Origin of the sequence: Marinomonas sp. NPDC078689 (genome assembly GCF_044542435.1) — a bacterium.
In the GTDB taxonomy this organism is placed as follows: Bacteria; Pseudomonadota; Gammaproteobacteria; order Pseudomonadales; family Marinomonadaceae; genus Marinomonas; species Marinomonas arenicola.
Map to the genome: position 1 here is coordinate 14,505 of NZ_JBITUJ010000010.1, position 15,357 is coordinate 29,861.

Below are 15,357 nucleotides of genomic sequence, written 5' to 3' on the forward strand. Positions count from 1 at the left end.
GTCGCTAGCATTTAAGCATGGTGTAGAAAACGCTGGCGACCGTTTGTTGATGAGCCTTAAAGCCTTGACCTACCCTAGGATGAAACCATAAATACCAGTAAGGCATCAAATTTACGCAGAGTTATTTCCTCCCGATAGACATTGCTTTAACCAGCCTACCGGTCATAGAGTCGTAATAGTGGCGGTTTGATCACGGCCGTTTTTTCAAGATGCCACTGGCGATAAGCACGCCGACGCTCACAAGAACTAAGCCAACAATAGCGTAGCTGGTAATGGCCTCGCCTAATACTGGAATGGCAATAAGCGCAGCGAGAACAGGCGTAAAGGCACCGATGGCCGCCATGTTTTCGGCCCCCAACTTATGAATGGCATACCCATAGGTAAAACCAGTCAGCAATCCCACCAGCAAACTTTGCACCAGTATCTGTCCTGCTAACATATCCCACGAAGCATCTGCCAATCCGCTAGACACCATTCCTGTGGCGTACATAAACAAGAGAATCACGGTGGACGATAATCCCATTAACGCGGTGGACACTAAGGGTGGCAAACCAGCAATGCGAAGGCTTACGGTATATATAGCCCAGAAAACACTGGCGCCCAGCAACATTAAATCCCCTATCCAGGTGCCTGCTGGTGCGGTAAACAATGATAAAACCATTAATACCACGACGCCTGCACACACAAAACTCAAGCCAATTTTACGCGCAGGGCTGACCTTCTCTTGATAAAAAAGCACCGCCAACAAGGTGACAAAAAACGGATAGGCGCCGAGGATCAATAAACCGGCATGGGACGCTGGTGCGTACTTTAGCCCTGTGGCGCTTAAATAGAAAAATGGTAATCCGGCACCACAAATAATGCCTAATAACAGCAGCGGCGATACCGCTTTTACTTGCCCGCGAGCGCGCCAAAGAATCGGCCACAACAGCAATGCCGGTGGCGAAAAACGCAATATGCCCAGGTCAAAGGCGGTTAATGAATTGGTCATGCCAGCACGCATACTGACCAACCAAGATGCCCAAATCAAAATGCTCACCAAGGCCGCTAATAAGCCAAGGCGAAAACCCCACCCGGTCGCGTATTGTTTGTATTTTGGAGGCTCGGCCGCCACGGTTTGTTGAGACTTTTCTAGGTATATTTGTGACATAGCCACCTCACGGAAATCGATACGCCATTATCTGTGCAGAACCGTGAGCATGTCCTTGCTATTACCCCTTATAAAAGGCTACTTTTTAGCATATAACACCCTAATACAATCTATAAAATATGAAGTATGCCAATATGGACAAAACCGATCTTGAAATCCTGTCTCATCTTCAATCCGATGGCCGCCTAACCAATGTGGCGTTAGCAGAAGAAATCCACCTCTCGCCGTCCCCTTGTTTACGTCGCGTTAAGCAATTAGAAGACGCGGGCGTCATCGAGGGCTATCACGCTCGTATTGATCGCCAAAAAGCCGGATTTTCAATGACGGTATTTGTTGAAGTGCGCTTAAAAAGCCACACAGACGACAAACACATCGCTTTTGAAAATGCGATTTTAGAGGTCAGCGACATCATCAGTGCCCACCTTGTTTCTGGCAGCGCGGATTACCGTTTGGAAGTCGTGGCGGTTGATCTACAAGACTACGAGCGCATTCTAAAAAAACTACAATACTTGCCTCACGTAAAAGACATTCAAAGCCATTTCGCCATTCGCACGGTGAAAACCGCAGCACCTTTGCCTTTAACAAAAGCATCAGGTAAAACAAAGGCATAGTCTGAATAAAATACCGTCAGCATAATGGAGTATGGATATGAGAATCATCAATGCACGCTTAAGACAAAAAACCGAGCTCTATACCATAGAGATCGAAAAAGGTCTGTTTTCTGCCATTAACACGCAAGACAAGTCACTCGCCGCGAGCGAAGGTGACATTGATGCTCGTGGGCAGCTGTTGTGCGCGCCATTTGTAGAGCCTCACATTCATCTTGATGCAGCCTTAACCGCCGGCGAACCAGAATGGAATCGCAGCGGCACCTTGTTTGAAGGCATCGAGCGCTGGTCACAACGCAAGCCCATGCTCAACCGTGAGGATATTCGCCGCCGCGTTAAAGAAACCTTAGCGTTATTGATCGACAATGGCGTGCAGCACATTCGCACTCATATCGACACCACAGACCCTTCACTGATTGCTATGCGCACCCTATGTGAGCTGCGCGACGAGCTAAAAGACGTATTAGACATTCAAGTGGTGGCCTTCCCGCAAGAAGGCATTCACTCTTACCCAAATGGCGAAGCTTTAATGGCACAAGCCATGGAAATCGGTGCCGACGTTGTCGGTGGAATTCCGCACTTCGAATACACTCGAGAGCTGGGCGAAAAGTCCGTTAAAACCCTGATTCAATTAGCGCTGAAGTACGATCGTTTAGTGGATGTGCATTGCGATGAAATCGACGATCCAAATTCGCGCTTTTTGGAGTTTCTCGCGCACGAGGCAATGCAAGCTGGGATTGGCGATCGAGTCACGGCAAGTCACACAACCGCGATGCATTCTTACGATAACGCCTACTGTTCAAAGCTATTCCGTTTGCTCAAGCATTCCGGCATTCATTTTGTCTCTTGTCCAACAGAAAGCATTCATCTGCAGGGTCGCTTTGACTCCTACCCAAAACGCCGCGGCTTAACCCGTGTTAAAGAGCTCACCGCGGCAGGAATGAACGTCGGCCTTGCGCAAGACTCCATCTTCGACCCTTGGTATTCGCTGGGTAATGGCAAGCTGTTACGCTCGCTGGATTTCGGCCTGCATATCTGCCAAATGATGGGCTATGACGATTTTGTTCGTGCTTTGGATTTTATTACCGACAACAGCGCCAAACTGATGCAGCTGAAAAACTACGGCATTGTTGAGGGGCATCCAGCCAATGCTATTTTGTTAAGCGGCGAAGACGATTACAGCGTACTGCGTAACCAAGGTGAGGTACTATTGAATCTGCGCCATGGCAAAATTTTGATGCAACGACAGCCTTCCACCGTTACTCAACGAGTCAGCTTGTAAATGTCTTTATCGTCGCCACACAAAACAGATCCACTTAACGCACCAAAAACAGGTCTTTCACAACGTGCGCAGTTATCCATTGCCGCTTGGTTGGAATCCAACACACAGTTTCGCTTACCCAACCAAGCAGCGACTTTAAAAGAGGCTCTGCAATCGCTGAGCGCCTTGCCACAAGAGAAAAGTTACCTAGCGCAAGCGGAGCAATTAAGACGCTATTTTATGCGCGGTTTGTTGCTGCTTTTTGCACTGACCTTTGTCTTAGGCTTGCTGGCTGTGCCACCTGCTTTTGCGGTCTCAGCGTCTGGTAAGGTGAATATTTTCTGGTTGCTGATCGTCATGCTGGGGTTTCATGGAATCAATCTCGCCATCTGGTTTATTGGTATGTTGGCGCTGGGACGTTCATCGAACCAATCGAAAGGCATTGTACTCAGCACCCTTATATTCCTGAACCAAAAGATTAGTAAGTATTCACATATAAACACGGACACCAGTTCGGCATTTTGGCATTGGCAGTGCCCTGCTCATTCTAATCGTTGGCTATTAAGCACTATTTCACATACTGCTTGGCTGAGTTATTTACTCGCGGGCTTTCTTATGACCCTGCTGCTGTTGCTCACCAATCAGGTCAATTTTGTTTGGGAAACCACACTATTAGACGACCAACAGTTTCTTTGGCTCACGCAACAACTCAGTATTCTGCCAAATTTATTGGGGATCACAGTCCCCAATCAAGTCGACATTCTTGCCAGCCGCGTCGACATCATTTCTCAATCCGCCAGCACCAGACAGCACTGGGCTAGCTTACTGCTCGCCAGCTTAATCTTGTATGGCGTATTGCCGCGACTTTTACTGGGTGTTATTAGCCTGCTTATGTATCGCTTGAAACGCGTAACCTTACCCAAAACAACACAAGAGCAAGCCATTGAGCGCCGCTATCAAGAACACGCCAATAGCCACATAATCGATAAAGAAACGCTCGATAAAGCAAAAACACAACGCCACACAAGCGCGTCCAATGCTCACCAGCAAGTTAGACTAACCGTCCTTCCCCAAGAGGCTCTCAGCCAAGTATGGGGATTGTTTGAATGGAGCCAAGCCGCGCCAACTTGCCTCGCCGGAGCCAGCCTTGTCACCATGCTCAATGACGCCAGCCAACAACACGCCTTTTTAGCAACACCTCATCCACAGCCGATGTACATTCTGGTGGATGGCGAGCACAGCCCTGATCGTGGCTCTCGGCGCTTTTTATTAAACGCGATCACCTCACACCCTGATGTCTCTTTAGTCATAGCGAATGGGCAGAGCGCCCCATTTGCCACCGATTGGCAACGTACAGGGCTGGAATCTGGCATTCATCCAGAGCGTCTTTTTCGCCTAATGGATGATAAGGAGTAACTGTGTCGATTTCTCTTTTGGTAGTGGGTCATGCCAATACAGGCAAAACCTCTTTGATTCGTACCTTGCTGCGCCAACAATCGTTTGGTGAAATCAGCAATCAAGCAGGCACCACACGCCATGTAGAAAGCGCGGTGCTCACATTGGCCGGAAAAAACCTGCTTACCTTGACCGACACCCCAGGCTTTGAAGATTCTATTGGCCTTTGGGAAGCTCGCCAAAAAGCCCCATTCGCCGCCTACCAAGGCGCAGATTGGATCGCCCCTTTTTGCCAGAGCCACTTAGCCAATGATGAGTTTGAGCAAGAAGCCAAAATTCTCAAACAATTGGATCGCTGCGATATCATTCTGTACGTGGTGGATATCCGCCAAGCACCATTGGGTAAATACCTCGACGAACTGACACTGCTCGCCAGTGCCAGTAAACCCATAGTACCGATTCTAAATTTCAGCGCGGCGCCCAGCGCGCACTTAGAGGCCTGGCGAAAAGTGTTAGCGGCTCGCCACCTTCATGCGGTGGTACGCTATGATTCGGTCGCCTTTTACTTCGAAGATGAAAAACGACTTTACCAGAGCCTACAAAGCTTGATGCCCGACCATTACAACGACATTGACGCCCTGCTTAAAAACCGTGAAGAAGCCGCACAATCACGTCGAAGCGCCGCCATTGAATTACTCGCCAACTTACAAATCAATGCCGCAAGCAGTCGTAAACGCTGCGCTCAACACCCTCCTCTGGCCTCCGATGTGAGCGAGTTTGAAAATCAAATCAGACGCTTGGAAAGCCAATTTATTCGTGCCTTATTACAGCTATATGCGTTTCGAGAAGAGGATGTGTTACCTGATAATTTTTCTATTCAAAGTGGTGCCTGGCAGCAAGATATTTTTGCTCTAGACACGTTAAAAGAATGGGGACTAAACACTGGGGCTAGCGCGATGACCGGCGCCGCGATTGGGGCAGGAATCGATGTAATGACCGGTGGTTTATCATTAGGTGCCGCCACCACTATAGGCGCTATTTTAGGCGCGTCTTGGCAAACCAGTCGTCACTATAAAGACACCTTAAAAAGCAAACTCACAGGACGCCATTACCTGTGTGTTGAACCCGCCACATTGGGCGTGCTCTGTTTGCGAGGACTCGCGCTTATTGGTCACCTTGACCAACGAGGACACGCATCACAACAAGCCTACTACTTAGACACAGCGGCTCTGAACAACACAGCGTCAGACAAAAAAGAAGCACAAGAAAAGCACGTTAAACGCTTAATCGAGACGTTAACACCAATCTGGAAGAACGCTCAACAGCACCCAGAGTGGGCGAGTCAAGAATTGGCTGCTGACCACGCGAGTAAACAGACGCTTATTCAGGTGCTCACCGACACGCTGCGTCAGAGCAGCCGGCCAAAAAGAACAGCTTAATAGCCAGCGCTCGTCGTCTAGGCGTTGTTCTTGAGCTCGTCGTCTAGGCGTTGTTCTTGAGCTCGTCGTCTAGGCGTTGTTCTTGAGCTCGTCGTCTAGGCGTTGTTCTTGAGCTCGTCGTCTAGGCGCTGTTTTGTTTCGTGCATGAGCGTTTCGCACTGTTTCACCAAATGCACGACATCGGTCTCATGCAACCCTTCGGTGCTGATCGGTGGCAGCATTTCAACAATCACTTTGCCATTGCTCCAACGGTTCACCTTCACTTGCTCGTGGGTATTACTGCACACGATAGGAATAATAGGAACGCCAGCTTGTACCGCCGCATGAAATGCCCCTCGCTTAAACGGTAACCAGCCTCGACCTCGGCTGCGAGATCCCTCAGGAAACATAAAAATAGACAATCCGGTGGTTTTCATCCCTGCCACGACTTGATCGATGGTTGCGATGGCCTTCTTTTTGTTCTCACGATTGATCATGATATTGCCGCTAATCCAATACAAGGCGCCGAAAAAAGGCACCCAACGTAAAGAGCTTTTGCCCACCGTCACAGCGCCTTTAGGAAACACCACAGGCACAGTAAAAAGGTCAAAATTGTTTTGATGATTAGACACATACACAGCTTGAGGAACCGACTTTGAGGCGTCTGCCATTCGACCTTCTACTGATAGACCAAACAAGGGCGCGACTCGAATAAAAATTTTGCTAAGGTGATAAACCCGATCTTTAGACCCCAACCTAAAAGCGCAATAAACCAGCCCCCATAAGGTGACGCCGATAATCAGAATCAGTAATAAAATCATGCGTATTAGAAACAACATATGCGAACTTACCTTGCCCTCAAAAATAAATACAACCAAACCACATTGGCGCAACTCAGACGCTGCGACTCTTGCTAGTTGTTATGAGCAACCGCTCTGATTGCTCAGCCATCAAGGCGGCACAACGATCTGTTAAGCAGGCTGAAACGCTTGCTGCCATTGTAGAAAATCGTCTGCCATAAGTGGTTTAGAGAAATAATAACCTTGTATTTTATCACATTGATAATGCTCAAGAAGCGCAACACCTTCGATATTCTCGGCGCCTTCTGCGGTCACTTGGAAGCCCAAACTGTGAGATAGTTCAATCGATGCTTTCACAATAAACTCATCCCCCTTGTTGGTATCAATGTATTGAATAAATGCCCGGTCAATTTTCACTTCATTGACCGGCAATTCGCGTAAATACGCCAATGAAGACTGTCCCGTGCCAAAATCATCAATCGCTAAATGAATCCCTAACGACTGCAAACCGTTTAGTACTTGAATGACTTTATTACGGTCTTTCATGACCGCACTTTCTGTGACTTCTAACGCCAACGCTTCCACAGGCAATTCGTTTTCTTTCAGCGCCTGCTCAATAAACTTCGGCAACTGCTCGTTGACCAAATCATGGGCTGATAAATTAATCGCTACCCGAATTCTATGCCCATCACGCCACCATACTTGCAACTGCGACAATACCGTGTTGATAACCCAATGGGTCAGCAACTGAATATTGCCAGCCTGTTCTAACAAAGAAATAAACTCATCGGGTGGAATAAAACCTAACTCAGGATGCTGCCAACGCACCAAAGCCTCGGCTTCGTTACAATCCTTCCCAGCCACACCCACTTTTGGCTGATACACAACAAACATTTGCTGTGATTCCAGCGCGGTGGATAAATCGCCGATAATGCGCAACTGGCGCTGATGACTCTCATCTTGGCCGGTTTGGTAAAAGGCAAAGCCTGCTGACTCTTCTTTAGCTCGGTCAACGGTGATGTCCAAACGGCGCATCGCATCATTGACGCTAGTAATGGTTTCTTCAAAAGGCAAAATGCCCACCGCGACCGACAAATGCACTTCCGAACCTTCTACGATAAAGACCGGATCAAAACAGGCGCATAAAGAGTGACATTGCTCAGGTGTGATGTCGCTTTCAAACACTAATAAAAACTGATCTCCCGCGATACGAGCCTGCATCACAGCGTGACTCGCCCAACCAAGTAAACGCTCTGTCACACTGAGTAATAATGCATCTCCGTTATCAAACCCCAACATATTATTAAGGTCTTTGAAATGACGAATATCCACTAGAACTAAGCAGCCATTTTCACGAGGCAGCGTGCTTGCTAGGTGCTGTTCAACAGCGTTTCGGTTATACAATCCAGTGTGCAAATCGTGCAACGCTCGATTGGTCAGCTCCTCTTCGCGCAACGCGATCGAACTTTGCATCGACATCATGGTATTGGAAAGCACACAAAACTCTCCCGTCACCGCCGGGGCTTTTGCGTCGCTGCCGACCAAACCAATTTGCCGAGCAAATTCGACTAAACGCTCAATCGGCGCGGTCAAGTTTCTCGCCAGTAAAATACCTACCAACAATGCCAGCGCCAGCGCCCCAGTAAAGATCAACAACAATTGATTGCGCGCCCGATTGTAGCTTTCAAGCCAGGGTTTATAAGGCAGATGCAAAACACCCCATTGATCCTTAGCGGTTAAATGAATGCTCAACGAAAGGTATTTATCCGCATTGGTAAATTGTGGCTTTTCCGACATGCCAGCAACATCTTGTATCTCTTGAAATAAGTCGTGTTTGTCTTGCTCGGGCAAGGTGGAATAGCCAGAGAAATCTTGCCCACCATTCGTGTCGCCTAAAAAGCTAATATCCAGCCCTGTGACCGCCTTGATTTGTTCGGCTAATTTTTTATCCAATAAAAAAGTCATGCCCACCCAAGCAATGGTATTCGGGGCTTTAATTGGCACCAGAACCAATTGATAGGCTTGGCCGTCAAACGAAATCATTGTGTTGATGGAAGCCCCACCAGAGCGGCGTGCGGATTGCACTAAACGCGTCACTGTCTGGTCGATATTAAGCTCTTTCGTGGCGGCGATAATCTTGCCATCGGGCGCAATAAGCAAAGACACATCGGCGCCAATACGAGCGCCGTGATTCGCAAGAACAGAACGAATTGTGCCAATCTCTTGAGTAGCGACCGCTTGTTTGAAACCAAAGTCTGACGCTAAAATTTTTACGCCTTTGGTTAACTGGTCCGCTCGGCTGCCTAACGAGAGATCAAACACATTTTTCGCTACGTCTATCGCCTGAACGCCTTGCTTGTAATTGTCTTCTTTTAATGAGCTAAGCACCGCCACTGCGGTCCCTAACTGAACCATCGCAAGCAAGCCCAACAATAAAGCAATTAACCGCGACCGAAAGCTGGTTAACATCTATGTATATTCCCTTCTGTAAGCATCAATATATGCCTTATTAAACAAGCGAAACCGCCAAGAGTTCACCACACTACCCACCCCACCACGAACAGGGTTAAACCATTCTCCCGTGGCGCATTAATGACTTAATTAGAAACTATCCTTTTTTCGACCATTGATCTATCCCTCAGGTTCAATAGAAGCGTCATTAAAAAATCTCCGCCAAGATAATACTATTAAGAAATGAAGCGAGCCGCCTTATTGGAGGCATGATTGATGTGGGTAAGACATTGTTAATAAAAAATATATGGAGAGTGAGCGCAGTTACCATAAAAACTAACGAGGCCTTCTTAGGAAGGGGCTACATGTGAGGCTATTTCTACAAAGTACATCAGCCGCATTCGCACCTTCCCAAGAGGTTAAGATTGCCAGTGGTTGTCTTGCCAGTAATCTATTTGATCGTCTTGTAAGAAACTCCACGCCACGAAGCGGCTTATTTTTTGCCCTTGGGCCATTTCGATGGTTTTTACTTGTCGGGCGCCGGCTTCTTTCAAAGCACGGTAGATTGCATCAAGATTGCCTTGTCTTGCCACCAAGGACGTAAACCAAAAACAGCGATCCGCATAGTGCGTGCTTTCTTTGATCATTCGAGACACAAAACCTGCTTCGCCGCCCTCACACCATAATTCAGGTGCGGTGCCACCAAAGTTCAATACTGGCTTTTGATTGTTAGTCACGACCTTGCCTTTTACACCGCGCCACTTACGGTTCGACTCACTCTGCATAGCGGCTTCGCTGGTATGAAAAGGCGGGTTACAAAGCACCACATCAAAACGTTCTTTTTCTTTCCAAATGCCGTCAAATAACTTGGCTGCATTGTGTTGCAAGCGAGCACTGATGGCGCCTTTTAAGCAGGCATTGGATTTAATAATGGTTTCGCAGGTTGCCACAGCAATAGGGTTAACGTCTGAACCAACAAACTGCCAGCCATATTCTTGATGACCGATAATAGGATAAACGCAATTTGCTCCCACACCGACATCGAGCGCCCTGACACTTTTCCCTCGAGGAATAACGCCATGGTTACTGCTTGCCAGCAAATCGGCCAGATAATGTATGTAGTCTGCGCGACCCGGAATAGGCGGGCAAAGATAGCCTGCTGGGATATCCCAAAATGCCACACCATAAAAATGGCTTAAGAGAGCACGATTTAACGTTTTGACAGCATCAGGATTAGCAAAATCCACCGACTCATTGCCATATTGATTTGGCTTAATGTAATGAGAGAGTTCAGGACAAGAGTCCGCTAACAACGCAAAGTCGTACCGAGCTTGATGTGGATTGCGTGGGTGCAACTCAAGCTTATTAGTGCGTCGTCCCTTTGATTGTTTGTTTTTCAATGCCGCCATAATGTTGTCGATTTGATCAAAACGTTAGTATAACTGAGTTTGTCTTTAAGGTGGACTAACTAGATCCCCTCTAATCTGCAGGATACGGTATTAAGGTCTTAACGACGCGTTCGCAAATACCTCTAAACCAAATAACGCCTGGGTCATTTTGTGCCGATCTCGGCCAGCTCAAGTAATAATCTAGAAAGGGAAACTCCATCGGTAAGTCTTTTATCACCAACCCAAACTGGGCGCTAAAACGTTCTGGCAATAGACCGCTGTTGCTCATTAATAACGAGGTTCTGCCCACAGTTTCCAACGCGGCCAACATATAAGGAGTGCGAAAAGCAAAATGCCGCTCGCGGGCGCGCTCACCTAATAAGGCGTCGCTTACCACTGGGTTAGACCCTCCTAGATTCACTAAAACATGCGAGTACGCCAAATAATCCTCTATGGTGATGCTGTCTTTGCTCGCCAGCTCATGATTAGCCGACATAATACAACGGAACTTTTCACGCCCTAATAGGACTTTTTCAAAACGCTTTGGCAGATGTATGTAGTCACTGCATAAGGCGACATCAATAGAATGCTCCGCTTGATTCAACAAGCTAGATTCTGTCAAGGTGCTGGCCTCTAACGAAGCGAATGGAGCCTCTTGATAGAACTGCTCAGCAATGGCCGGCATATAGGCTTGCGCTTGGTAATGCGTGGTTTGAATACGAAAGGTTCGATGGCTACTTTGCGCTTGGAATTCAGACGAGGACCCCAAGCCCGCCATTTGTTCTAGCATCTGCTTTAAGGGGGCTTCTAATGCTAAGGCTTTTGACGTGGGCACCATGGCCCTTGAGGTACGGATAAACAAAGGATCGTCAAACGCATTACGTAGACGATTTAACAGGCGACTCATCGCCGATTGGCTTAAAAACAACCGCTCTGCAGCACGCCCAACATTACGCTCTTCCAGCAAATACAGAAGCCCTGTTAGTGATTTCAAATCCAAATGCTGTAACGCGCTGGGGATCATAAGCTAATTCCGATTTGTGCATAATGGTTAGGACTATTATGCATTGGATTTCGCACCAATGGAAAGCCATGATGCTGAGTCACTCCTTACTTTTTTCAAGGTCATCATTATGCTCACCTCAAAACAAATTTTCCTATATGGCCTCTTTTTTAGCTGTATTACCGTGCTGTTCTGGGGAATGCTGCCGATCGCCTTGAAACTGTCATCTGGTTTTTCGGACCCTATCACCTTAACCTGGCTACGTTTTTCAGTGGCCGGCATTATTTTAGCCCTATGGCAGTGGCAACGCGGCAAGCTGGGCGAGTTTAAACGCTTGTCCAAAAAGGATTGGCTGCGCATTGCTGCCGCCGGCACCTTCTTAATTATCAACTACACCAGCTTTGCTTGGAGCCTACAGTTTTTGCTTCCTGGCTCAGCACAGTTGAGTTTTCAAATTGCGCCACTGTTCTTAGCATTAGGCGGATTAATTTTCTTAAAGGAAACCATTCATATCAAACAATGGGCCTGCTTTGCCTTGCTTGGTATCGGTATGATGGTGTTTTTTCACCCAGTATTTTCGAATAATCAAGGCAATACCATCTGGATTGGATTTGCCATTGTGCAGATGTCTGCATTGGCTTGGTCACTCTACGCATTGCTGCAAAAATCGCTTTTTACTCAGCTATCGCCATCCAATATATTGCTCGCTATTTATGGCTATGCTCTGGTGGTTATGTTGCCTTTTTCTTCCCCTGCGGAGCTAACCAAGATGTCCTTTACGGATGGCATGGTGGCGGCATTTTGCTGTTTCAATACCTTGATCGCTTACGGAGCATTTGCTCAGGCGTTACGTTATTGGCAAACCGTTCAAGTAAGTGCTGCGATCGCACTCACTCCTGTTACCGCTTTTATTTTGACTGAAGTTTGCGTGGCATGGGGCGTGTGGCCGGAGATCATTCAATCCTCTCATGCCGACATGTTAAGTCTATTAGGTATGTTTTTAGTGATTGTGAGCGCCATCAGCGTGCAGTTCATTAGCGCCTCAATGCAGCGTAAGAAAAATCGAGAAATTCTAGAACAACCGCTTAAAGTGGCGTGAGTATTTGCCTCAAGTCCGCAGAAAAAAACAGCAAGGACGTCCATAGCGAACTACACTAAAAGAGTCGCAACATCGAATCTTAATGGGTTTGTCATAAGGAGAACAATATGGCAGCAGAAACTCTTTTAGTGAGAGACATCATGTCCAAAGATACTTTTTTTGTGCATCCAGAAGACAGTATCACGCAATGCGCCATAGGCTTAGCTCAACACAACCTATCTGGCGCACCTGTCGCAGATCAGCATGGAAACCTAATAGGTTTTGTCTCAGAGCAGGACATGTTATCGGCATTAGTACAGAGTGCTTACTACTGCGATGAATCGAATAGCGTAGACAGCGTCATGCAGCATAATGTGTTAAGCGTCAGTCCGAATCAGCATGTCTTACAAGTCGCCAAACTCATGATGGAGGCCAAACCTAAAGTTTACCCTGTGGTGGAAGGTACCCGACTTATTGGCGTCATTACCCGCAAGCATGTTGTGCGGGCTTTGATTCAAAGTCAGGAAAAATGCGTTCCAGTTTAAAGCCAAGCCAAGAAAGGCAGCACAGAAACACTTAATATTATTAAGATCGCAAATAACGTAAACAGGCTTTCTACTGGGTTTTGTCGAGCGTATTGGACATAACCTACTAACCATTCCCAAGGCGTTGGCGGCTTTCGATCGGTTACGCGTTTCGCCTGATCTTCGCGAATGAGTGCCAACGCGGCCTTCGCCTGCTCTTTCTCTTTGACCCAAATGCCTGCTAACGAGATTTGCCAGCGGCCTGCGGATGTTTCATAAAAAGGAATATCATTATCAAACAGCAGTTGGCGGATGTCGTCTGCTTCTTCATCAGGAACATATTTAAGTCGAAAAACCAGAGTTGCCATAACACGCCTTTTGCTTTCATGAGGGAGGGAACCGCGCAAGGATAAGAGAAGCCCCTAAGAAATACAATCGCCCGCTTTATTCTGGGTCTACGACTTTCTCTATTACTAACGTCAGATAGCCAACGTCAAAGCCGAACTTACTCAGCACAGATTCATTAATAACAACACGATCATTCACTCGATACATTCTATCGTCCACGCTCACATCAAGCGTATCGCCATCATAAGGGATGCGTAAAACGTACTGCATAAAAAGGGCGTTACCCGCTTGACGAATCACACCATGACCAATGACATCATTAGCGGTTGCAATATATTGCCCATGTTCGTCTGAGGTCATCGTCCAGGTGCGGTGTTGTTTTTCACCATCGTCAAAGACAAAGTCTTCTTTTAACGTGCCCACGCCATCTTGCCATTGACCGTGTAAGTCGGCATCAAAATACCGAATCACCTTACCACTGCGATTTTTTAAAATGCCATGCGCCGTAAGATGGCCTGAGAAAAACTGAGATAACGCAAAATCGGGGGAGTTATCGGCATACTCAGATACCGTTGGGGAGGAACAGCCGAGCAAGCCGATAAAGCTCGCAAACACCACTCCTTTTAACCACACCATTCGTCTTGTTAATAACGCCATGTCTGGCTCCCCTAAATACTGAATCAATAATAGTGGTATTGGATATCAACCGCTTGGTAGTCGCCGTTTTTATCCGCTATGTTGGCACGACCGGTAAAACGCAGTAAGCGTTTTGTGTCTGAATCATAGGCTAATAAAATAGGGTCAACGAGTATTTTGACTACCCAAGAATCTGGGGTCAGAACAAAACACTCAGCGCCTTTTTGTGTGTCTGGTTTGCATAAGCTGCGACTCACGGTAAAACCAACCGTTGACTGTCGGCTCGGTACGACAAATTGAATGTCCATTTTGGTGTCATTCTCTAGCGACTGCCAATACTGCTTCACAAACGCATTAAAGCCTGCATCCACCACCATACCCGGTTGATAATCAATGCTGGCTACTTTGCGCTCTGTTTCTCGGTCTTTTTTATAATGCACAACAATTTTCTTGGCACTGCTGTCTACTTTGATTTCTTCGCCATTGCGCATATTGGTCTGAGTAAAGCTTGGCGCAATTTTGGAATGGCTTTCATCAATCACTTTATGACCAAACACCAAACCATCCGGCTCTGAATACTCCACCTTGTGTTTTCCATCTTCACTGATGGTATGCGTTTCTCGGTATAAAAGCGCACCAGTTTTTACACTATAAGCCGACCCCACTACCTTCTGAAAGCTCTCTTGGGCCGACGCAATTTGACTAAACGTCGCCCCTAAAAAAAGCGTAAACAACAAAGGCAAAAGTGGTTTTTGAATAATAGATTGTTTGATCATAACGGCTTATCCTCTTTCGAATACAAGGCCCATGTTTCGCAGTAATAAACACCTACGGGCAAAATCAGCGACCAAGCTAAAGCAACGGCAAATAAAGACAGCCACCAAGGTTCAGCTAATGAAATACCAGTTAGCTTTACACCAGCAAGGTAGCTACAGGTTGGCCCAATAAAACCCAGCATAGCACTCAAATAATAGCGGGTTCTCAAAAAGGCCAAGCTATGGGCAAATAAAGTGGCAACCGACACCCACAAACACAACAACCATATTGGCGGGAGGTTACCAAAATATTGCGCGTCGGCTGATGAGGAGAAAATACCAAAGTGGAAAAAACTACCGTCTATCAGAACGCCCAAGAGGAAAAACAGTAACACTAAACGCCACTCAGAGCGCTTATTCATAAAGTAATGATCATGCAAAAATAAGTACACTGACGTAATTATCAACGCCAGCGTATCGCCACCCAACACACAAGCGAACCACACCCCTTGAAACATCATGGCATTCATCAAGGGCTTCAT

General features: G+C 47.0%; 15 protein-coding genes. 6 read left to right on the forward strand and 9 right to left on the reverse strand.

The window, feature by feature from the left end:
• Positions 1–190 precede the first annotated feature (190 nt).
• Entirely contained in the window at positions 191–1,150 is a 960-nt protein-coding gene (locus ACIGBN_RS14980) for a DMT family transporter (protein WP_133004345.1), read from the reverse strand.
• A gap of 134 nt (positions 1,151–1,284) precedes the next feature.
• On the opposite strand from ACIGBN_RS14980, the gene ACIGBN_RS14985 reads away from it, so the two are divergent.
• The 4 genes from ACIGBN_RS14985 to ACIGBN_RS15000 are packed head-to-tail and all read left to right on the forward strand — an operon-like array spanning position 1,285 to position 5,853.
• Complete coding sequence (locus ACIGBN_RS14985) at positions 1,285–1,761, forward strand: Lrp/AsnC family transcriptional regulator (RefSeq protein WP_133004344.1); 477 nt, start codon at positions 1,285–1,287, stop codon at positions 1,759–1,761.
• A 37-nt stretch (positions 1,762–1,798) separates the two neighbouring features.
• Positions 1,799–3,040, forward strand: a complete 1,242-nt coding sequence (gene codA / locus ACIGBN_RS14990) for a cytosine deaminase (protein WP_396666349.1) — start codon at positions 1,799–1,801, stop codon at positions 3,038–3,040.
• On the forward strand, positions 3,041–4,435 hold the full coding sequence (locus ACIGBN_RS14995) for a DUF2868 domain-containing protein (protein WP_396666351.1): 1,395 nt from the start codon (positions 3,041–3,043) through the stop codon (positions 4,433–4,435).
• Between the two features lie 2 nt (positions 4,436–4,437).
• The gene (locus ACIGBN_RS15000) at positions 4,438–5,853 is read left to right on the forward strand and encodes a DUF3482 domain-containing protein (protein WP_396666353.1); all 1,416 of its coding nucleotides are present in this window, start codon (positions 4,438–4,440) and stop codon (positions 5,851–5,853) included.
• A 95-nt stretch (positions 5,854–5,948) separates the two neighbouring features.
• Here the strand turns inward: ACIGBN_RS15000 and ACIGBN_RS15005 are convergent, their stop codons facing one another.
• The 4 genes from ACIGBN_RS15005 to ACIGBN_RS15020 form a co-directional block, all read right to left on the reverse strand.
• Complete coding sequence (locus ACIGBN_RS15005) at positions 5,949–6,671, reverse strand: 1-acylglycerol-3-phosphate O-acyltransferase (protein ID WP_133004340.1); 723 nt, start codon at positions 6,669–6,671, stop codon at positions 5,949–5,951.
• Positions 6,672–6,803: 132 nt separating this feature from the next.
• Complete coding sequence (locus ACIGBN_RS15010; protein ID WP_396666356.1) at positions 6,804–9,101, reverse strand: EAL domain-containing protein; 2,298 nt, start codon at positions 9,099–9,101, stop codon at positions 6,804–6,806.
• Positions 9,102–9,502: 401 nt separating this feature from the next.
• Positions 9,503–10,492 carry a 23S rRNA (adenine(1618)-N(6))-methyltransferase RlmF gene (gene rlmF / locus ACIGBN_RS15015; protein WP_133004338.1) on the reverse strand — a complete coding sequence of 330 codons (990 nt, stop codon included), beginning with the start codon at positions 10,490–10,492 and terminating at the stop codon, positions 9,503–9,505.
• A gap of 70 nt (positions 10,493–10,562) precedes the next feature.
• The gene (locus ACIGBN_RS15020) at positions 10,563–11,495 is read right to left on the reverse strand and encodes a LysR family transcriptional regulator (RefSeq protein WP_341567566.1); all 933 of its coding nucleotides are present in this window, start codon (positions 11,493–11,495) and stop codon (positions 10,563–10,565) included.
• Positions 11,496–11,604: 109 nt separating this feature from the next.
• Between ACIGBN_RS15020 and ACIGBN_RS15025 the strand changes: the two genes are divergently transcribed.
• Positions 11,605–12,573, forward strand: coding sequence for a DMT family transporter (locus ACIGBN_RS15025; RefSeq protein ID WP_133004398.1), 969 nt, complete (start codon positions 11,605–11,607; stop codon positions 12,571–12,573).
• A 107-nt stretch (positions 12,574–12,680) separates the two neighbouring features.
• On the forward strand, positions 12,681–13,097 hold the full coding sequence (locus tag ACIGBN_RS15030) for a CBS domain-containing protein (protein ID WP_396666359.1): 417 nt from the start codon (positions 12,681–12,683) through the stop codon (positions 13,095–13,097).
• Here ACIGBN_RS15030 and ACIGBN_RS15035 read toward each other — a convergent pair.
• From ACIGBN_RS15035 to ACIGBN_RS15050, 4 genes are all read right to left on the reverse strand, one after another.
• A complete protein-coding gene (locus ACIGBN_RS15035; protein ID WP_133004335.1) occupies positions 13,094–13,444 on the reverse strand; it encodes a DUF6164 family protein in 351 nt (116 codons plus the stop codon). The two genes, ACIGBN_RS15030 and ACIGBN_RS15035, sit on opposite strands and share 4 nt — an antisense overlap.
• Positions 13,445–13,520: 76 nt before the next feature.
• Entirely contained in the window at positions 13,521–14,081 is a 561-nt protein-coding gene (locus ACIGBN_RS15040; protein WP_396666362.1) for a DUF3833 domain-containing protein, read from the reverse strand.
• A gap of 23 nt (positions 14,082–14,104) precedes the next feature.
• The gene (locus ACIGBN_RS15045) at positions 14,105–14,836 is read right to left on the reverse strand and encodes a hypothetical protein (protein ID WP_396666364.1); all 732 of its coding nucleotides are present in this window, start codon (positions 14,834–14,836) and stop codon (positions 14,105–14,107) included.
• Entirely contained in the window at positions 14,833–15,357 is a 525-nt protein-coding gene (locus tag ACIGBN_RS15050; protein WP_396666366.1) for a DUF2878 domain-containing protein, read from the reverse strand. The genes ACIGBN_RS15045 and ACIGBN_RS15050 overlap by 4 nt, the downstream gene beginning before the upstream one ends.